The organism is Trabulsiella odontotermitis (assembly GCF_001297775.1).
In the GTDB taxonomy this organism is placed as follows: domain Bacteria; phylum Pseudomonadota; class Gammaproteobacteria; order Enterobacterales; family Enterobacteriaceae; genus Trabulsiella; species Trabulsiella odontotermitis.
Genome location: NZ_LIFX01000017.1, coordinates 1 through 18264, shown reverse-complemented (window position 1 = coordinate 18264; position 18264 = coordinate 1). Strand labels below are relative to the sequence as shown.

Sequence of the window (18264 nt, the reverse complement as noted above, 5' to 3'; positions counted from 1 at the left end):
GCTTCAGGGCAGATAAAGGTTTACTTCTTCAGCAACCAGGGGAAATGTCTCACCTTGCGTTGTGCTGGCTTATCTGACACTACCCCCAAATGAGCGGGCTTCCCTGCTGTAGACTTTGGTGCGTTCTTTGGCGAAGTAACTCAGGTGGCCCAGCAGACTCTTTCTTTGCTTCTCAAAACGGTCCTCGCGAATCGCTTCCAGAATGTGTGGCGTGTTATTGAAGGACACCAGTGTTCTGTATTCAGGAAACCCAAGCAGACCTGTCGCACTCAGCCAGGCCTCACAGATATAGCTCCCCAGATTACGGTCTTGCTTCGAATAATCTCCCAGGCAGTTGAAGGTATCTTTGTTAACGAATATCGCGACGTGGTAGTGCGGTTTGCTGCTTTCGCCCACCTCACGAACCCAGACGACTCTCAGATCCGTTGGACACACCTGAAGACCTTCCCGCCTGCGTCGGTGCTGATGAACGGCTATACGGGCTTCCAGCGCCCCTTTGAAGCGTTCCATTATCCCGACCTGCAGATTAGGGATACAGACTATCGAATCGCCTCTGTCGCGGTACTCAGGCAGCCTGAGAACGAAGGTGAAAACGGCAGTTCTGGGGTGAGCCACCGTTGCTAAAGTGATAATTTCCTCCATACGCTTCATGTAATCAGGATTCAGTGGGCCAAATTTACTGTCAGGCATCAGTGTTACTCCTGCTGGTTTGATTCAGACGTGCGAAGTCCCTGCCAGAGCAAATGGCAGTAACGAACGCACGAATGAGGGTTAAAGTTTCAGACGGTGGGAAGGTATAGCGCTACCAGATGCTCATCTGCTGACGCTGATGCTTTAACTGGCGATGAATGCGTTTACTTGCTGATATTTATGCAAGGCTGAACGGAAGCTGTCCTGGCTATTGTCAGTCCTCGCGATTTGATATCTCCCCCCGATGAGCGGACTGTGTGGTTAGTATTTTCAGGGGGGAAAGGATTCTTTAATTTGATTTTAAAGAACTCCAGGGGTAAGTCTTTATATCTGTATTAACTGAGACTGGCATCCTGCAATTCTATTTTCTATAGCGTGTCTCGTTAGCTCATCAGGTTAATTTCAGTGAACTAATGAGTTAGTGTATATCATATTATTGTTACTTAACCCTTCACCTTCAGATATTATATTGCCATTATCTTGTATCTCACTCTGTTATATTTCTCGGTGACTTGCTTATATAATATATATACTGTACCAGCCTACATGACCAGCTAATAACCAGGCCTTGCCAGGCACGGGCTTATATATTTAAAACTCTCCGTTTTTACTCCAGGGTTATCAGTTCAGAACACAATAAAAAATATTATTCCCGGTGAGCCAGGCGTTCACAACTGAAAGACCGGAAGCCGTCATGTGGCCGACGAAGTTGACTGGCAATAGCCAAATGCTCGTCAGGCAACCCGGTGGCAGAAAGGGCAGGGTTTAGCGCCACAATACTGCCGACGACAGCGTGGACATATCCAGCGGGCCGGGATATCTGCAGACACTGTGCGTGAGGCTTTTGCTGATACAGCTTTTCTTCTGTTGAACTTCAGCGCAGACATGGTTAGTTACCCCGTGAGTCAGCAATACGCTGCTGCATCCAGGCTTCCACTTCGCTCTTCAGCCAGCGAGAACTGCGCCCCAGTTTAATGGGCTTCGGGAACTGGCCTTCGCTGATGAGTTTGTAGAACCACTTGTCCGTCATTTCGGTGTAGGTGGTAATGAATGTCATATCGACAAGCTGGTCATTAAGCAGTGCGGGGGATGTGTTCATGGAAATCTCCTTTACGTTAAAAGTGAAGGAGGAATGACTGTTCTCAGTGTTGTGTTGCAGCCTTCCTCAGAGGATGGGAAGGACGAGTAAAAAATTACGTCACGAACTGTATGGCAGGCTTCTTCATCCTGCTCAGACAAAAAAGGTATTCAAAACACCAGCGTGTGCTATCCTGCTTATATTGATAAAGTACAATAAGTGCTGCACTTATTTGTTACATAAAGTGCAGCACTTATGGAGAAAAAATGCCCAGCCATCATCGAATCACTATCAACCTGCCAACCCGAAAGTTCTTCAGTGATCTAAAGGGACTGGCACAGAAGCGAGGTTTCACTCTGTCGAAGCTCATCCTGGAAATCATCATTGCAGGCCTGAGATTCGATGCATCTTCAGCACGATTTCTGGAGGAGTTAAGTAATGAGTTAAAAGAAGGTAATTCAGGGGAAAAGAGTTTTACCAGGGATGAGACGCACATTTTGCATGGTACATCCATAGTGGTGCCGAATGAGGATAAGGATACCAGCGATGCCTATGAGAGGATTATACTGAAAGCTCATGAATGTCACCTTCGTGTGTATGAATTCACAATTCCTGATGTAAGCAGTAAGAGCGAGTTCGACCCTAAAGTCAGAAGGAAAATGAGTGACGATGCCAGAAATGAAGTTTTGGCTATGTTGAGAGCATTTATTATTAAGGAGATACCTGCGATTACTCATTTTATGGGAGGAACGCCTGATTTTCTCCATTTATTCGTTAAAAAGGCAATTATTCAGTACAATAAGGATAACAATATTGACTGCAATGGCAGAATTCTAACCACACTGCATGTATTACCTCTTTTTTTTAATGACGTTGCTAATAGCAGACTTGATTTTCCCGGAATCAGATTCAGACAGTTCAAAACACTGGCAGTTGATGGCTGGGATAAAAATAAATATGAGAGAATGGTGTATATTAAGCGCGCTTCAGGAACAAAGTCAGGAGGGTATTTTATTGGGCTGGACTGGAATAAGAGGGACAGTGTGGATGAAATTTATGAAGGCTATGAGATGTTCACGATAGGTGATGCGGAAAAAGAGAAAGATATGCGCTATAAAGTGCATATGCACTCCCGTGATGTGAAATTCAAAAATACGCCAACGCTTTCACTTTCAAAAAAAGACAACCAGATATCACCACTGTGAGTACGGCAGCCAGTATCGCTGTCGCCCTGTTGTTTAACTCACGGAGGTCAATGTGTCAGACCGTACCCCTACCGGGCAGATTCCTGACGCCCTGCAACAACCCTTATCCCGTCTCCCGGGTATTCTGTCGGAAGCCATGGTGGAGCGACTGCTCCGGTGCGTTCACTACGAACCGGTGATTGGCGTCATGGGAAAATCAGGGGCAGGTAAATCCAGTCTCTGTAATACTCTCTTCAGTCCGCCACCTGCCAGTGTTGACCCCGTCAGGGGCTGCACCCGCCACGTTCATCGTTATCAGGTTACCCGTGGTACTCGTACCCTTCATATTGCCGATTTTCCCGGTATTGCCGAAACCCCGGAACCCGACAGGCAGTATCGTCGTCTGTACCGGGCATGGGCCCCGAAGCTGGACCTGATTGTCTGGGCGCTGAAGGCAGACGACCGGGCCTGGAAAGATGACCTGCGCTGTTACCGTGAACTGCTTGGCGAGGGAGCTGCACCAGAGCGTTTTCTGTTTGTTCTCACCCAGGCGGATAAAATGGAGCCCTGTCGCGAATGGGACAATGCAAACCACCAGCCCTCGCCACGTCAGGCTAAAAATCTCCGGGCTAAAACTCAACTTGCCGCGACACTGTTTGCAACTGTCCATCCGGTCATTGCAGTATCCGCAGCGGAAAACTATCACCTCGAACTCTGGGCGGAAGCGCTGATTAAGGCGCTGCCGGTGAGCAGCAGTAGCGCTGTTTTCCGTCATCTTAACCCTGATCTGCGAACGGAATATGTTCAGGAAACCGCCCGCGAGCGCTTTGTCCATGCCACAGGCGACATTTTTGATGAAGCCGTCGCGGCCATACAGATATCAGGCAGGCTGGTACGCCGGTTACAGCGACTCCGCCAGCGCTTCCTGGCGGTTATCCGTGCTGTCTGGCATCTCCTGTTCTGATTTCACAGCGCTTTTTTCCCCTGCCGTTTCGATCTGTTTCAACGATCGAAATGATTACCGTTGATAGTTTATTGCTATTGATTGTAAATTATCGATCGTTATTATTGATAGATATCAACGATCAGTTTACGCATATCGATCTGAATTAACAATTATCCCGCCTTCTGATTAGCCAGTACGATCTGTGCTGAATGTGAAGATATCCCCTGTTATTCGTTTCATTTAATTAATTGTTTATAAAGGAATATTTTATGTGTGTTTTTATGCCTGTGATGACGGGTGTCTGTATCCACAGGGAGACCCTGAGATGAAATCCTATCCATTACAGCGTCAGGACATTTTTGCCTGGTGCCTCGCAGTTGTACTTCCGGCAATATGGGTGGTGCTGTACCTGAACTTTCCACAGACTGCCGCACTTGTCATTTATCTTGTCGTCGCACTGGTCTGGGTATTGCTGGACCGGACAAACCTGATGAAGCAGGGCATCACGCCGCCTTCTTTTCTCTGGTTCTGGTTTCCGGTGGTGTACCTGCGCCAGCGCGACCAGATGCAGGGCAAACCGTGGCGGCTGATGCAGGTATGGTTGCTCTGCACCGCGCTGTCATTCGTGGCGATATACCTGCTTAACCGGCAGTCAGGTACGGAAAATCTGGCACAGAGCGCCTGTGGTGTGGTGACGAAAATCCTGCGTGATGAGGGGTATGACGAACGCTGTATCCGCGTGACGGACATGCAGGAAGAAGTGAGAGGGCGTTTCTGGCGGGCACAGGCGTTGCTGAACACCGGTGTAAAGGAGCCCGTGACCATTGAGGCCAGGGGCCGGGATATTTATGTCGTATTACCCGAAGCAGGAGAGTGAAGAAGATGGAAACAGTAAAAAGTATTTCCCGATGTCTGGTGCTTAATGCGGTGATTTTATTCTCCGTGACATCAGTGGCACATGCAGCCACACAGGACACACTTCGTCAGGCACATTACCAGCGCTGTGCAAAACCGGTGTTTTACGCACAGACTACGAATCACAAAAAAGAGGTGGAGATTTGCATTGTCACGCCGTCGGTCTCGTATTCATTCGGTAAGGTTGGTGCAATAAGCAAAGAGATGAATCTTACTGTTCCTGCGGGTAGCACCACTTACGCGTACCAGAACAACCAGGTCATCAGTATTCAGGATTTTACGGTCAGAAATGGTGATACCAGTTATCAGATTTCAGCTGGTTCGAATGATTCCGGAGAGCCATTTGCTTCCCTTTATGTCTATAAGGGCACCCCGGAGACCGGAAAACTGCTCGCAGAGATAAAACTTGACCCGGATACGGTAGCTAACAACATCAGCCATTCACTGGCAGAAGAGGGGGTTATACAGGCTGACAGCCTCTGATAGCAGCATCTACCGGATGACATCAATACGGTTTTTTACCCCACGATACAGCCGATTGATTGCGAGAAATCTAAATGAAGTGAGTTAGCAGTACAAACTGCAAGAGTGCTTTTACCTTTAACTGGTAATCCGTAACGGCTGTACGGTGCTGCTTGTAAAAGGGTCTGCAACCTTCGCCGGTGAATACTGAACCGGTCACACCACTGCACTGACAGGGCTGTTCCTCCTTCGGGAGGAACAGCCCTTTTCTTTTCCTGCCATATAAGGAGTTAACCATGCGTTTAGCCAGCCGCTTTGGTCGGATTAACCAGATACGCCGCGACAGGCCACTGACTCACGAAGAACTGATGAGCCATGTCCCCAGCATCTTCGGTGAGGACAAACATGCGTCCCGTAGTGAACGCTACACCTGGATACCGACTATCACCATCCTGGAAAACCTGCAGCGCGAAGGTTTTCAGCCGTTCTTCGCCTGTCAGACGAAAGTACGTGACCCGAGTAAGCGTGAACACACGAAGCACATGCTGCGTCTGCGTCGTGCCGGACAAATCACTGGTCATCTGGTCCCGGAAATTATCCTGCTCAACTCTCATGATGGCTCATCAAGTTACCAGATGCTGCCTGGTATCTTCCGCAGCGTCTGTACCAATTCGCTCGTCTGCGGGCAGTCGTTTGGCGAAGTGCGTGTACCGCACCGGGGCGATGTGGTGGAAAAGGTGATTGAGGGCGCTTACGAAGTGCTCGGTATCTTTGACCGGGTGGAAGAGAAGCGTGATGCCATGCAGTCGCTGCTGTTACCACCACCGGCACAGCAGGCACTGGCGAATGCCGCACTCCAGTACCGTTATGGTGAAGACCACCAGCCGGTGACGGCATCGCAGATACTGACACCCCGCCGCTATGAAGACCGTCAGAACGACCTGTGGACAACGTACCAGAGACTGCAGGAGAACCTGCTGAAAGGCGGTCTGCCCGGGCGTACTGCGAAGGGCAAACGCAGCCATACCCGAGCCGTTAACGGCATCGACGGTGACGTGAAGCTCAACCGCGCATTATGGATGATGGCGGAAAACATGCTGGAACTCTCCGGTAAATAATCCCCCGCGTTTCCTCACTGTTATCCCGCTTTAGTCACCCACAGCTTTACCCCATTAATAAACAAGGAAAAACCAGCATGACCGACAATACACTGCTACTGTTCACACCCTCAGAATCCGTTCCTGTTGCTGCTCAACATCAGATTACCGCAACACAGGTAACCGATGAGAACCGCATCAGCTTCTGGCCGCAGTATTTCGGCAGCATTCCACAGTGGATAACTCTCGAACCGCACATCTTTGCGTGGATGGACCGCTTCTGCGCTGACTACCATGGCGGTATCTGGACCTTTTTCACTCTCAGTAACGGCGGTGCTTTTATGGTGCCGGAAACTGGTGAGGACAGTGATGAGAGTTCATGGACGCTGTTCAACCCCATGAACGGCAACGACGGAGAAATGAGCGCGGTAGCCGCCGGGATTGCGGTCTGTCTTATTGCTTACAGTCATCATGCCTGCCGTACCGAATGTGACGCCATGACGGAACACTATTACCGCCTGCGGGATTACGCTCTGCTGCATCGCGAGTGTCAGGCCATTATGCGCATCATTGATTAGGAGTTTCAGACTATGCCCGACATGGCGGCATTACCCGTACAGTCACAACCCGACATGTTCCCTTCTTCAGTACATCCACAACAACAGCCCATCATGACCCCGTATGCACAGCGCACCATTCGTCGGGCGCTGAATATTCTGGAACGTCAGTTACGTGAGCCCGGTGCAGTATTCTCCTCCAGTAACTCTGTTCGCAACTGGCTGCGCCTGCAGATGACACTGGAAGAAAAAGAGGTATTCATGGTGCTCTTTCTGGATAACCAGCATCGTCTTATTGCGCACGAAACGCTGTTCACCGGCACCATCAACCATACGCAGGTCCATCCCCGAGAGGTGGTGAAGGTGGCACTGAAGCACAACGCTGCAGCTGTCATTGTGGCGCATTGCCACCCTTCGGGACTTGCGGAACCCAGTCTGGCTGACCGCCATATTACAGAGCGTCTTAAACAGGCGCTGGACCTGGTGGAGATCCGTCTGCCGGACCACCTGATCGTCGGTGGAATGGATATCGTCTCCTTCGCCGAATCGGGCTGGCTTTAAAGGGGAAGGAGGAAATATCGGTGAAAATTATCAGCAAACGTCAGGCCATGACGATATACCGTCGACATCCACAGTCCAGGCTGTTTCGCTTCTGTACCGGCAAATATCGCTGGTCCGGCAGTATCTGCCACTACGCAGGCATGAAGGTGCAGGACATTCGCGGTGTGCTGGCGGTCTTCGCGGAACGTCGTCAGGACCGCAACGGCCCGTATGTGGTACTGCGCTGCGTCACACTTAATTAACCTGATGTAAGGAGCACTACATTGTCGAATACAACACCCGCAACAGACCATGATATTGCAGAGCACTGGTGGGGACTGAAACGCAGTACTACCCCATGTTTTGGTGCCCGTCTGGTACAGGAAGGCAACCGCCTGCATTATCTAGCTGACCGCGCCAGTATCAACGGTAAATTCAGTGACGCAGATTTACGTCATCTCGATCAGGCATTTCAGCTGCTGATGAAACAGATGGAACTAATGCTGACCAGCGGTGAACTCACTCCCCGTCATCAGCACTGCGTCACGCTGTACGCGAAAGGACTGACCTGCGAGGCCGACTCCCTTGCCAGTTGTGGCTATGTCTATATCGCGATTTATCCGACACCGGAAACAACTGCGTAACTCCCCGCAATGCCTCTTCTTTTATTCCACAAAGAGATAACTCCCATGCAGAAATCCTCAGCATCACCGGCGGGGGCGGTACAGCCACGACCGTCACCCGTCGACATCTGGCAGACCCTACTCACGTACCTGCTGGAGCAACATTACGGCCTCACGATAAACGACACACCGTTTGGTAACGACGGTGTCATTGAGCAGCATATTGACGCTGGTATTTCACTGACAGACGCAGTGAATTTTACCGTGGAAAAGTACGGACTGGTTCGTACTTTTCCACGGCTTCAGTGGCACGGAGCATTCCCCCTTCATCAGCAGCACTGATATTCTCCGCGCCCGTAAAGCCACCGGAATGATGACGCGTGATAATTACAGAACCATCACCAGTATCACCGGCGGTAAATACAGCAGGGTGACACGATGAAACTCGCTCTCACGGTGGAAGCCGGTGCCGTCAACGTGCAGGCCCTTAACATGGGCCGGATTAGCGTGGATATTGATGGTATTGAACTGACCGACCTGATTAATGTGGTCTGTGATAACGGTTATTCGCTTCGTGTTGTTGATGAACCCGGAAAACGGGTTGTGGAGGACACACTCCCGCCTGTCGCCCGGTTTAACGGTATTCAGTGCAGTACCGCCCACGTCACCGAAGCGGATAACAGTCTGCTGTATACGCTCTCGCACCAGCATGAAGACCACGGCGACAGTGAGTGGATATGCTATACCGGTTCCGGTTATCTGAACTACTTCGATGCGTGGCAGTACCCAGTACTTCAGCTAAAGAAACGGGGATTATCAAAAGTCTGCCGTCGGTTAGTGGTGACATTAATGTGCCGTTATCACATTCGCATTATTCATCTTGATGCCCTGGACGAGCAGCTATCCGGTTTCTCCACCTTTGAGTGGTGATCCGCTTCCAGTTACCACGAGGTCTTTTCATGCGGACATTAACCACCGAAGAAGCCCTGCAAATCCTGCTCGACTGGCTACGGGACAATATCGACTGCAACAGCGGGATCATCTTCGATAACGACGAGGAGAACACGGACTCCACCATGCTGCTCCCGCACGTGGAGCAGGCACTGAATGATGTTCATGACCTCCACCACCTCCAGCGTTTACACCGCGCTAAATCAGGCTAGCCACTGAACCGTACTCATCACACGCGCATAAGCGCCAGCCCTCACCAACTGGCGCTTTGCTTTTTTGCTTTATATAAAGGAAAGAAAACTATGTCAGAACAACTTTATGCCGATCCCGACGTAATAGCCGGGCACACCGACGTGATCTGCTCCACCAGCATTGAACGTATTGTCACTGGATGTAATGCCTCATTGAGCCTGGCAGAAATTCTTATCCATCAGCTTAGTGATATTTCTGCACTGACCGACAGTATTGACGGTGGCAAAGCGAATGAATGGGGTGTGCGGCAATACCGTTACGACTGCTGGCTGACGGAGAAGCCAGAAACGGCAATGAAAGCGATCACCCGCAATATCGATCGCAGCATCTGGAAAGATTTAATGCAACGCTCCGGTATGCTTGCACTCATGGATGCGGTTGCCCGTAACGAGTGGTACAACAGTCTGGAGAAAGACGATATCCCGGCGATCTCTGAAGCCAACATACTGAGCACGTTTGAGCAACTGCACCTGAGCAAAGGGGAAGTGTTTGAGCGCGGTGTCATCAACGTTTTCAAAGGACTGAGCTGGAACTATAAGACCAACTCACCCTGCAAATTTGGTTCAAAGATCATTGTCAGCGGTCTGATGAAATATGACCAGTGGGGATTCGGACTGAACTGGGGCTGGCAACGCGACAGATTAGCTGATCTTGAGTGCATGCTGATGCTCCTTGATAGAAAACCTATTCCTGACAACCGAGCTGACGTTACCTGTCGTCTCGGAGACCATATCCATGAGAACAGACACAGCAATCGTTATGAGGACGAAATGTTTGCAATCAAATATTTTCAGAAGGGAACGGCACATATCACGTTGAAGCTCCCTGACCTGGTGGATCAAATGAATGACATCATTGCCAGACACTATCCGGGAGTGTTACCTTCATGATCAAGTTCTAGGGATTGATTCAATTGAATATTTTAGCCTCTTTCCCTTGCGCAAATTTATTTGGGGGTACTAATGGGGGTTACTCATTTATCCAACACAGATTAGTGATTTAAAATCAATAAATTAACAAACAAGTGCGACTCCTGTGATCTTGCCAAAATGTCTTGTTTTGTACTCTCCTTGCATCAACAAATCCCCTTTAGCCAGGCTATTACACAGCACGTCAAAGTGATCTACGAAGAAGAAAAACCTGAACAAATACGCAACCTGTAAGTCTTACTTACAAGTTCAGCAGGAAGGAGCACGTTGGTAAGTCAGTCTGAACATCCCTGATTTCTACGAGAAAAATCATCTCAAAAGATAGAAAACTTCTATTATCAGAATTAGGTGCGACTCGTTTTGCTCAAACGCATCCTGCACGCCTCTTTCACCCATTTACTGAAATTCCCCTTTCCAGCAACTTTCTCAATCTGTTCTAAAAGCTCATCCTCAAATCGGATGTTCTTCATCGTGCTTTTTGTACGGTCGAAATCGGCTTTCTTTTTCTCTTGCATGGTACCTACCACATGAAATTTCAAATCTGACAACGCTCAAAGGTGCGCGTCTAACCGCACCAACTATCAAGGAGTTGATTATGGCTGATTCGCATTCTAACACGGTGCGCTGGTATTGCCCGGCGGCGCTTCGCTTGCACGGGCCTACAAATGCAGCGAACCCCAGTAGGCCGGATAAGCGAAGCGCCATCCGGCAGAAATGTCTACCCCGCCTCACCCCGATACACCGGCACCAGCCTTGTCGTACCGGTAATGTTATCGGAGACACTGATCTCAGACGTGGCGATGCGCATTCCCGATTTTCGCAGCCGCTGTATATCTGCGGCGACGCGCTGAATGCCGAACCAGAACAAAGCGTCGAGCGCGGTGACCTGCAGTCCGCTTTCCAGCGCCAGTTTGAGGCGATCGCGCGGGGCTTTCACCTCTTTGGCGATCTGCTGGAAAGGGGTCGCCAGCGTGCCAGTGGGATCAACCCGGCGGATGCGGGTCGAGAGGCGATACTGAAATTCGTCGGGGATTTCGCTTAACGAGGTATTAAGACTGTAGACGCAGCCAAAGCGCTTACCATTAAACGTCGCGCTTTTCTGGCTGAGCTGAAGCTCGTCCCGCAATCCAGCAATCAACTGCGGCGTGCGGGTGAGCAACAACCGGAAGGGAAGCTCAAAGCTGGTGACGTAATCCACATTCAGCAGCGCAATGCGCAGACGCTCTTCCGCTCCGGCCTGTAACTGGCGGCACTCGTCCAGCACTTCGCGCCACTGATGGGTGAGCCGCGGTGTCTCAGCGGCTTCCGTAAAACTATATTTTTCAATCTGATAGTCAATTCGTTCGGTCATGTCCGTTCGCCATCCCGCCGGGTGGTTAATACGAGGTGATTACTGACTCAGACTCAGGATAGTACGGATATTTCTGGCGCTGGTCGCGATAATATCAATCGCGCCGGTGCGCAGCGCGCCCATGATGGCCATCGCTTTGGTGTTTTCCGATGCAATCGCAATCACGCAGGGGATTTGCCGCAGCTCGTCGATGCTCAGACCAATCACGCGGTTATCCATTACGGTATTGACGTGTTCGCCACGGGCGTTGAAAAAGTCATACCCGGCGATATCGCCGATGACGCCCTGATGAAGGCTGGCATCGTTGATCTCTTGCGGCGTGAACCAACCCAGTTTCACCATGTAGCTGTCTTCATTCATGTCGCCAATACCGACCAGCGCAATATCGGCTTTGCGCGCGCGATCCAGCGTTTCCTTGATGGTGCCGTTCTGCATCAACAGTTCTTTTAGCTGGATGTTTTCGACATAGGCGGGCGCGTACAAAGACTCGCTGCTGCCGCCGAATTTTTTCGCCAGCAGACGGCTGATATGGTCGGCGTTGATCACATCGCCTGGACGGTGCGTGCCGCCAATCCCGCAGATAAACCGGCAGTCGCGCGGCTGAATGGTACCGGAGAGATCGGCCACCGACGCGACGTTACGCCCCTGCCCGACCGCCACCACCATGTTATCTTTCAACATGTTATTAAGATGGCCGGAAACCAGCGCGGAGACCTGACGGCGCTGCTCTTCTTCGTCGTTATGGTCGAGGGCGATCAGCGCGCGGCTGATAGGAAAACGCTCAATCAGCTGCTTTTCCAGTTGCGTGCTGAATACCGGGTGGTAGCGCACATTGATTTCAACAATGCCTTCTTCTTTCGCGCGCTTCAGTAAACGCCCGACCTTGATGCGGGAAAAGCCAAACTTGTTTGCAATCTCTTCCTGCGTCACCTCATCGCAGTAATACGCGACGGCAATCTCGGTGAGTAATTCATAATCCTGGGACGCGTTCGATTTTTCCATATCGGCTGACATCTCCCCACAGTAGATATAAATAATGTTTAAGTGGTGAACATTTGCCGGGGAGTATATCAGAAATGTTCAGTACGCAATCATGCGTCACCCGCAGAACGGGTGGAGAGGAGCGCCTGCGCTTCGGCAAGAATCGACGCCATCGCCTGTGGCTGATGTGCAAAGCGGCCAAGGAAAATCCCGTCGACATCCGGCCAGAGTCGACTCAACAAACCGGGACCGGCGCTGCCGCCGTAGATCACCTGAAACTGCGCGCCGTACCGCTGATGCAGATACGCCCGCAGTGCTTTGCAGACGCCGCGGATGTACTCATCGCTCGCCGGTTCCGGCGCACCGATCGCCCACTGCGGCTCCCAGGCAAACAGCGCGGCGGGTAGTGGTGATTCACGGCGATGGGCGAGCAGTTCATCCACCTGCTGGCAGGCAAACGCACTGGCATCGTCAATGCTCATCCGCTGCGCTTCCCCGATACAAATGACCGGGGTGAGTTCACAGGCAAAGGCCCTATCAAGCTTTTGATTGATGATGTCGGTCGTTTCAGCGAAATGGCGTCGGCGCTCGGCGTGACCAATCTCGACGTAACGACAGCCCATCTCCTGAAGCATGGCCGCACTGGTCTCCCCTGTCCACGCGCCGGGTGGGGCGGCGCAGACATTCTGCGCCCCCGTTGCCATTGCGGTGCCGGAAAAAGCTTCGAGCGCCACCGACAGCGCTGGCATTGCAGGAAAGGTAAACAACTGCAATGCCGGTGTCGTTGCTTCTGGTAGCGCGCACACCAGTTCCGCCACCTGCTGGCACCATGCCTGCGTTTGCTGGTAGCCAAAGTAGGTTTTGTGGCTGGTGCCGATCACCAGTTTCACGGGCATACTTTCTCCCTGGTGTCATCGGTCATGCAGGTGCCGACCACATCAATGATCATCGACAGCGACACCGCACCCGGATCCGGCGTGCCCAGACTGCGTTCCGCCAGCGGTCGTGCACGGCCAATCTGCGGCAGTAATTGTGCCGTTGCCTGTGCGCTCTGCTGTGCCACCACACCCGCCTTGCGCCAGGCCGCCGACAGCGACAATCCCTCTTCCGCCGCCACGCTCAACGCCTGGCTGAACGGCAGCAGAACATCCACCAGCGTTTTATCGCCCGGTTTTGCTTTACCAAAATGCATCACCCCGGAACTGGCCTGCGAAACCGCCTGCGCCACAGTGATAACATCCGGCTTCTCACTGTTGCCGATCGTGGTGCCGAGCGTATTGAGGATCACCCCCCAGATAGCGCCTGACGTGCCTCCGGCTTCATCGGCCCAGGCATCAGCCGCGCATTGCAGCAGCGTTCCCGCGCCACCGCCCTGGTTCAGCGCATGGCTGGCGGCGGCACGTGCCGCCACAACACCGCGCTCCATACCAATGCCGTGGTCGCCGTCACCAGCGATGGCGTCAATGCGCCCGAGTTCTTCTGCGTTGGCGACGATGGTGTCCGCCAGCGCGTCAATCATCGTCATCACCCTGACCGCGCATTCTTGCGATGCCGCACTGCCCTGCGGAATTTTGGCCTCGCCGCTCTGCTCAAGCTGCACCGGATCCAGCGGTTTATGTGGCAGCACCGAGCCACGATTGAACGCCGGTGTGGTGGCAGGCGCCAGCCATAATGTTTCCAGTTCTTCGTCGAACCAGATAAAAGTCAGCGACATGCCCGCCATATCAAAGCTGGTAACGAACTCGCCAATCTGTACGTCGGCAATGGTCACGCCCGCGTCCTGCAGCAGCGGCTGAACGTCATGCCAGAAGACAAACAGCTCTTCATATTTCACCGAACCCAGCCCGTTGACGATCACGCCAAGCCGTGCGCCTTTGGTCTGCGGAATGTCCTGCGGGCGCTCTTCCAGCAGCGCGCTGGTCAGCTTTTTCGCCAGATCCTGAGAGGACAGCACCGCCAGTTCGCTGATGCCAGGTTCGCCGTGGATGCCCATGCCGAAGCCCATTTTGCCTTCCGGCACGGTGAACAGCGGGTGTTCCGCACCAGGGAATTTACAGCCGCTAAAGGCCAGCCCCAGCGTGCGGGTCTGTTCGTTAGCGCGTCGAGCCACCGCCAGCACCTCAGCCAGAGAATCGCCGCGTTCAGCGGCAGCCGCCGCGGCTTTAAACACCACCAGATCGCCCGCCACGCCACGGCGCTTCTCTTTTTGCGCCAGCGGCGCGCTGGAAATGTCATCCGTAATTGCAAAGGTTTCACAGGGGATGCCTTCGGCGCGTAAACGTTCACAGGCCAGGCCGAAATGCAGGACGTCGCCCGCGTAGTTGCCGAAGGTCAGCAGCACACCGCCGCCGTTGTTGGCGGCCCGGGCGACAGAGCAAATTTGTTGTGCGGAAGGGGAGGCAAAAAGATTACCCATCGCAGCGCCGTGCGCCAGCCCCTGCCCGACCAGACCGGCAAACGCCGGATAGTGCCCGGAACCGCCGCCGACGATCACCGCCACGCTGCCCGGTTTACTTTGGGTATTGCGCACCACGCCGCCGGGAACCTGGCGCACCATGGACGCATGCGCGCTGACGAAGCCCGCCACCATCTCTTTCGCAAAGTCGGCGGGTCGGTTAAATAACCAGGTCATTTGTTCTTCTCCAGATGATTTACAAGCAATACCCCAGCCGCCAGAAACTGGCCTTTATATAACCATCACAAATGAACGCTAGCAGATCGCACCCGCCAATCAAATGTTCAGCATATGAAAATGTGAGCATGGTCGAAAAATCCCCAAATCCGTGCATTTTTGTGCGTCAGATCCTTTTTTACGCGCTTTTTTCCTGCTAATGATCTATTACATACGAACACTAACTGAACTTTCGTTCATCTCTGCGACACATTTCGTCCCAGCCAGACGCCATCACACGAGCAGAGGGTGAACATGAGTTCAATTTAAGCACTGTCATTAATGAGGTAATAAAAATGCTGAAAGTCGCAATCGGTGCGGATGATGCCGCTACCGGACTGAAAAATCGGGTAAAAGAGCACCTGAACAAAAAGGACATTGAAGTTGTAGATTTCAGTCACGACGTTGCAGGGAACGATCAAATTTATCCCGATATCGCCTTCAATCTCGCGTCCGCGATCCAGCAAGGCAAATTCGAACGCGGCATTCTGTTTTGTGGTACCGGCATTGGTATGGCGATTGTGGCGAACAAAGTGCCGGGCGTTCGCGCCGCGCAGTGCCACGATGTTTATTCCGCCGAGCGCGCCCGTAAAAGTAATAATGCGCAAATCATGACGATGGGCGCCCGGGTTATTGGCGAAGAGCTGGCGCTGATGCTGGTCGATGCCTGGCTGGCGTCCGAATTTGAAGCGGGGCGGTCCGCGCCGAAAGTCGAGCGTATTGATTACTACGACGGCCTCACCCATCCGAACCGCGCGGATAAGTAAAGGAGAGCCACATGAATCTTCTGGAAAAACTAAAAGCGGTCACCACAGTGGTAGCGGACAGCGGCGACATCACTGCCATTCGGGAATATCACCCGCAGGACGCGACCACCAACCCGTCGCTGATCCTGAAAGCCACTGCGCAACCGCTCTACCGTCCGTTGATCGAACAGGCGATTGACTGGGCCTGCGAGCAGGGCGGCACGGCGCAGACCCGGCTGATTAACGCCAGCGACAAACTGGCGGTCAATATTGGTCTTGAACTGCTGCGCCAGGTGCCGGGTAAAGTCTCGACCGAAGTGGACGCCCGGCTCTCGTTCGATCGTGGCTTATGCGTGGCGAAAGCGCGCAAACTGATTTCGTTGTATGAAGACGCCGGTATTGACCGTTCCCGCGTGCTGATCAAACTGGCGTCCACCTGGCAGGGTATTAAAGCGGCGGAAGAGCTGGAGCGCGAAGGCATTCACTGCAACCTGACGCTGTTGTTCTCGTTTGCCCAGGCCCGCGCCTGCGCCGAAGCCGGGGTCTGGCTGATTTCGCCGTTTGTTGGCCGTATTTACGACTGGTACCGCCAGCGTAACCTGATCACTGACGACAACCCGCAAAATGATCCGGGCGTGATCTCGGTAAGTACGATTTATGATTACTACAAAAAGCACCGTTACCCGACGGTGATCATGGGCGCAAGTTTCCGCAAAGTGTCGCAGGTGGTAGCCCTGGCTGGCTGTGACCGTCTGACGATTGCCCCGGCGCTGCTGGAAGAACTCAGTCAGATGCAAGGCGACCTGGCTGTCGCGCTGAAACCCCCGGTTGAAGCGGAAACACCACCGTCACCACTGACCGAAGCGGAGTTTTACTGGCTGCACAATGAGGATCCGATGGCAGTGGAAAAACTGGCGGAAGGCATCCGTTTATTTGCCGTGGACCAGGAAAAACTCGAATCGATGCTCACCGAACTGCTGGCGAAACGGGAGGCGGCGAATGTCACCGCGTAGAGATCTGGCGAATGCGCTCCGTGCGCTAAGCATGGACGCAGTACAGAAAGCGAAATCCGGTCACCCTGGTGCCCCGATGGGTATGGCTGACATTGCCGAAGTCCTGTGGCGTGATTTCCTGAACCACAACCCGCAGAATCCGTCCTGGGCAGACCGCGACCGTTTCGTACTGTCTAACGGCCACGGCTCCATGCTGATTTACAGCCTGCTGCACCTCACCGGCTACGACCTGCCGATGGAAGAGCTGAAAAACTTCCGTCAGCTGCACTCGAAAACGCCGGGCCACCCGGAAGTGGGTTACACCGCTGGTGTTGAAACCACCACCGGTCCGCTGGGTCAGGGCATTGCCAACGCAGTCGGTATGGCGATTGCCGAGAAAACCCTGGCGGCACAGTTCAACCGTCCGGGTCATGACATCGTTGACCACTTCACGTATGCCTTTATGGGCGACGGCTGCATGATGGAAGGGATTTCCCACGAAGTGTGCTCCCTGGCGGGAACCCTGAAGCTGGGCAAACTGGTGGCGTTCTATGACGATAACGGCATCTCCATCGACGGTCATGTGGAAGGCTGGTTTACTGACGACACCGCGAAACGCTTTGAAGCCTACGGCTGGCACGTGGTACGTGGTGTGGACGGTCACGACGCGGCTTCCATCAAACGTGCGGTGGAAGAAGCCCGTGCGGTGACAGACAAACCGTCGCTGCTGATGTGCAAAACCATCATCGGTTTCGGCTCGCCGAACAAGGCCGGTACGCATGATTCCCACGGTGCGCCGCTGGGTGATGCGGAAGTGGCCGCCACCCGCGAACAGCTGGGCTGGAAATACGCGCCGTTTGAAATCCCGTCTGAAATCTATGCACAGTGGGATGCAAAAGAAGCCGGCCAGGCGAAAGAGTCTGCCTGGAATGACAAATTTGCCGCGTATGCGAAAGCCTTCCCGCAGGAAGCTGCTGAGTTCACCCGCCGTATGAAGGGTGACATGCCTGCGGACTTCGCGGCGAAAGCGCAGGCGTGGATTGAAAGCCTGCAGGCGAATCCGGCGAAAATCGCCAGCCGTAAGGCGTCACAGAATGCCATCGAAGCTTTCGGCCCGTGGCTGCCGGAATTCCTCGGCGGCTCTGCGGACCTGGCGCCGTCCAACCTGACCCTGTGGTCCGGTTCGAAAGCCATCAATGAAGACGCGGCAGGCAACTACATTCACTACGGTGTGCGCGAATTCGGTATGACCGCCATTGCCAACGGCATTGCGCTGCACGGCGGTTTCCTGCCGTACAC

The 18264-nt window shown here is 53.0% G+C and carries 22 protein-coding genes and 1 pseudogene; 16 read left to right on the top strand and 7 right to left on the bottom strand.

The features are described 5' to 3' along the window. Positions 1 to 69: 69 nt before the first annotated feature. Both AOY23_RS20245 and AOY23_RS20240 read right to left on the bottom strand, forming a co-directional pair. Positions 70 to 690: an inovirus Gp2 family protein gene (locus tag AOY23_RS20245; RefSeq protein WP_054181054.1), complete on the bottom strand. Its 621-nt coding sequence runs from the start codon at positions 688 to 690 to the stop codon at positions 70 to 72. A gap of 889 nt (positions 691 to 1579) precedes the next feature. Then, positions 1580 to 1789, bottom strand: a complete 210-nt coding sequence (locus AOY23_RS20240; RefSeq protein ID WP_054181055.1) for a helix-turn-helix transcriptional regulator — start codon at positions 1787 to 1789, stop codon at positions 1580 to 1582. Between the two features lie 245 nt (positions 1790 to 2034). On the opposite strand from AOY23_RS20240, the gene AOY23_RS20235 reads away from it, so the two are divergent. The 13 genes and pseudogenes from AOY23_RS20235 (at position 2035) to AOY23_RS20170 (ending at position 10185) form a co-directional block, all read left to right on the top strand. Continuing rightward, the gene (locus tag AOY23_RS20235; RefSeq protein ID WP_054181056.1) at positions 2035 to 2973 is read left to right on the top strand and encodes a hypothetical protein; all 939 of its coding nucleotides are present in this window, start codon (positions 2035 to 2037) and stop codon (positions 2971 to 2973) included. Positions 2974 to 3025: 52 nt separating this feature from the next. After that, positions 3026 to 3916 carry a GTPase family protein gene (locus AOY23_RS20230; RefSeq protein WP_235501682.1) on the top strand — a complete coding sequence of 297 codons (891 nt, stop codon included), beginning with the start codon at positions 3026 to 3028 and terminating at the stop codon, positions 3914 to 3916. A 307-nt stretch (positions 3917 to 4223) separates the two neighbouring features. Continuing rightward, positions 4224 to 4775, top strand: coding sequence for a hypothetical protein (locus AOY23_RS20225; protein WP_054181057.1), 552 nt, complete (start codon positions 4224 to 4226; stop codon positions 4773 to 4775). Positions 4776 to 4780: 5 nt separating this feature from the next. After that, positions 4781 to 5296, top strand: a complete 516-nt coding sequence (locus tag AOY23_RS23080) for a hypothetical protein (protein ID WP_235501683.1) — start codon at positions 4781 to 4783, stop codon at positions 5294 to 5296. Positions 5297 to 5571: 275 nt separating this feature from the next. Next, positions 5572 to 6393, top strand: coding sequence for a DUF932 domain-containing protein (locus AOY23_RS20210; RefSeq protein WP_054181059.1), 822 nt, complete (start codon positions 5572 to 5574; stop codon positions 6391 to 6393). Positions 6394 to 6470: 77 nt separating this feature from the next. Then, entirely contained in the window at positions 6471 to 6950 is a 480-nt protein-coding gene (locus tag AOY23_RS20205) for an antirestriction protein (RefSeq protein ID WP_054181060.1), read from the top strand. A 54-nt stretch (positions 6951 to 7004) separates the two neighbouring features. Beyond that, on the top strand, positions 7005 to 7490 hold the full coding sequence (radC, locus tag AOY23_RS20200) for a RadC family protein (protein WP_054181061.1): 486 nt from the start codon (positions 7005 to 7007) through the stop codon (positions 7488 to 7490). A gap of 20 nt (positions 7491 to 7510) precedes the next feature. After that, positions 7511 to 7732 (top strand): DUF987 domain-containing protein, encoded by a 222-nt coding sequence (locus AOY23_RS20195; protein WP_054181062.1) that lies wholly within the window; start codon positions 7511 to 7513, stop codon positions 7730 to 7732. 21 nt (positions 7733 to 7753) lie between these two features. Then, positions 7754 to 8113 carry a type IV toxin-antitoxin system YeeU family antitoxin gene (locus tag AOY23_RS20190; RefSeq protein WP_054181063.1) on the top strand — a complete coding sequence of 120 codons (360 nt, stop codon included), beginning with the start codon at positions 7754 to 7756 and terminating at the stop codon, positions 8111 to 8113. Positions 8114 to 8158: 45 nt separating this feature from the next. Further along, positions 8159 to 8534: pseudogene (locus AOY23_RS20185) on the top strand (TA system toxin CbtA family protein). Beyond that, positions 8531 to 9022, top strand: a complete 492-nt coding sequence (locus tag AOY23_RS20180; RefSeq protein WP_054181064.1) for a DUF5983 family protein — start codon at positions 8531 to 8533, stop codon at positions 9020 to 9022. Before AOY23_RS20185 ends, AOY23_RS20180 begins: the two are co-directional and overlap by 4 nt. A gap of 29 nt (positions 9023 to 9051) precedes the next feature. After that, positions 9052 to 9255 carry a DUF957 domain-containing protein gene (locus AOY23_RS20175; protein ID WP_054181065.1) on the top strand — a complete coding sequence of 68 codons (204 nt, stop codon included), beginning with the start codon at positions 9052 to 9054 and terminating at the stop codon, positions 9253 to 9255. Positions 9256 to 9345: 90 nt separating this feature from the next. Next, positions 9346 to 10185, top strand: coding sequence for a DUF4942 domain-containing protein (locus AOY23_RS20170; RefSeq protein ID WP_054181066.1), 840 nt, complete (start codon positions 9346 to 9348; stop codon positions 10183 to 10185). Between the two features lie 383 nt (positions 10186 to 10568). Here AOY23_RS20170 and AOY23_RS22155 read toward each other — a convergent pair whose 3' ends face one another. The 5 genes from AOY23_RS22155 to AOY23_RS20150 form a co-directional block, all read right to left on the bottom strand. Then, positions 10569 to 10739 carry a YlcI/YnfO family protein gene (locus tag AOY23_RS22155; RefSeq protein ID WP_072171076.1) on the bottom strand — a complete coding sequence of 57 codons (171 nt, stop codon included), beginning with the start codon at positions 10737 to 10739 and terminating at the stop codon, positions 10569 to 10571. Positions 10740 to 10942: 203 nt separating this feature from the next. After that, positions 10943 to 11575 (bottom strand): ECs1377 family protein, encoded by a 633-nt coding sequence (locus AOY23_RS20165; protein ID WP_054181067.1) that lies wholly within the window; start codon positions 11573 to 11575, stop codon positions 10943 to 10945. 39 nt (positions 11576 to 11614) lie between these two features. Beyond that, positions 11615 to 12577: a sugar-binding transcriptional regulator gene (locus AOY23_RS20160; protein ID WP_049848479.1), complete on the bottom strand. Its 963-nt coding sequence runs from the start codon at positions 12575 to 12577 to the stop codon at positions 11615 to 11617. Between the two features lie 89 nt (positions 12578 to 12666). Next, on the bottom strand, positions 12667 to 13452 hold the full coding sequence (locus AOY23_RS20155; RefSeq protein WP_054181068.1) for a triose-phosphate isomerase family protein: 786 nt from the start codon (positions 13450 to 13452) through the stop codon (positions 12667 to 12669). Continuing rightward, the gene (locus tag AOY23_RS20150) at positions 13443 to 15188 is read right to left on the bottom strand and encodes a dihydroxyacetone kinase family protein (RefSeq protein WP_054181069.1); all 1746 of its coding nucleotides are present in this window, start codon (positions 15186 to 15188) and stop codon (positions 13443 to 13445) included. Before AOY23_RS20150 ends, AOY23_RS20155 begins: the two co-directional genes overlap by 10 nt. A gap of 335 nt (positions 15189 to 15523) precedes the next feature. Between AOY23_RS20150 and rpiB the strand changes: the two genes are divergently transcribed. The 3 genes from rpiB to tkt form a co-directional block, all read left to right on the top strand. Next, on the top strand, positions 15524 to 15994 hold the full coding sequence (gene rpiB, locus AOY23_RS20145; RefSeq protein ID WP_054181070.1) for a ribose 5-phosphate isomerase B: 471 nt from the start codon (positions 15524 to 15526) through the stop codon (positions 15992 to 15994). 11 nt (positions 15995 to 16005) lie between these two features. Further along, a complete protein-coding gene (tal, locus tag AOY23_RS20140; protein WP_054181071.1) occupies positions 16006 to 16986 on the top strand; it encodes a transaldolase in 981 nt (326 codons plus the stop codon). After that, on the top strand, positions 16973 to 18264 hold a 1292-nt coding region (tkt, locus tag AOY23_RS20135; protein WP_072171075.1), incomplete at its 3' end, for a transketolase. The genes tal and tkt, both read left to right, overlap by 14 nt.

Coding starts and splice junctions, on each gene's coding strand:
- AOY23_RS20245 (WP_054181054.1), bottom strand. CDS start 690: ATGCCTGACAGTAAATTTGGCCCACTGAATCCTGATTACATGAAGCGT.
- AOY23_RS20240 (WP_054181055.1), bottom strand. CDS start 1,789: ATGAACACATCCCCCGCACTGCTTAATGACCAGCTTGTCGATATGACA.
- AOY23_RS20235 (WP_054181056.1), top strand. CDS start 2,035: ATGCCCAGCCATCATCGAATCACTATCAACCTGCCAACCCGAAAGTTC.
- AOY23_RS20225 (WP_054181057.1), top strand. CDS start 4,224: ATGAAATCCTATCCATTACAGCGTCAGGACATTTTTGCCTGGTGCCTC.
- AOY23_RS23080 (WP_235501683.1), top strand. CDS start 4,781: ATGGAAACAGTAAAAAGTATTTCCCGATGTCTGGTGCTTAATGCGGTG.
- AOY23_RS20210 (WP_054181059.1), top strand. CDS start 5,572: ATGCGTTTAGCCAGCCGCTTTGGTCGGATTAACCAGATACGCCGCGAC.
- AOY23_RS20205 (WP_054181060.1), top strand. CDS start 6,471: ATGACCGACAATACACTGCTACTGTTCACACCCTCAGAATCCGTTCCT.
- radC (WP_054181061.1), top strand. CDS start 7,005: ATGTTCCCTTCTTCAGTACATCCACAACAACAGCCCATCATGACCCCG.
- AOY23_RS20180 (WP_054181064.1), top strand. CDS start 8,531: ATGAAACTCGCTCTCACGGTGGAAGCCGGTGCCGTCAACGTGCAGGCC.
- AOY23_RS20175 (WP_054181065.1), top strand. CDS start 9,052: ATGCGGACATTAACCACCGAAGAAGCCCTGCAAATCCTGCTCGACTGG.
- AOY23_RS20170 (WP_054181066.1), top strand. CDS start 9,346: ATGTCAGAACAACTTTATGCCGATCCCGACGTAATAGCCGGGCACACC.
- AOY23_RS22155 (WP_072171076.1), bottom strand. CDS start 10,739: ATGCAAGAGAAAAAGAAAGCCGATTTCGACCGTACAAAAAGCACGATG.
- AOY23_RS20165 (WP_054181067.1), bottom strand. CDS start 11,575: ATGACCGAACGAATTGACTATCAGATTGAAAAATATAGTTTTACGGAA.
- AOY23_RS20160 (WP_049848479.1), bottom strand. CDS start 12,577: ATGGAAAAATCGAACGCGTCCCAGGATTATGAATTACTCACCGAGATT.
- AOY23_RS20155 (WP_054181068.1), bottom strand. CDS start 13,452: ATGCCCGTGAAACTGGTGATCGGCACCAGCCACAAAACCTACTTTGGC.
- AOY23_RS20150 (WP_054181069.1), bottom strand. CDS start 15,188: ATGACCTGGTTATTTAACCGACCCGCCGACTTTGCGAAAGAGATGGTG.
- rpiB (WP_054181070.1), top strand. CDS start 15,524: ATGCTGAAAGTCGCAATCGGTGCGGATGATGCCGCTACCGGACTGAAA.
- tal (WP_054181071.1), top strand. CDS start 16,006: ATGAATCTTCTGGAAAAACTAAAAGCGGTCACCACAGTGGTAGCGGAC.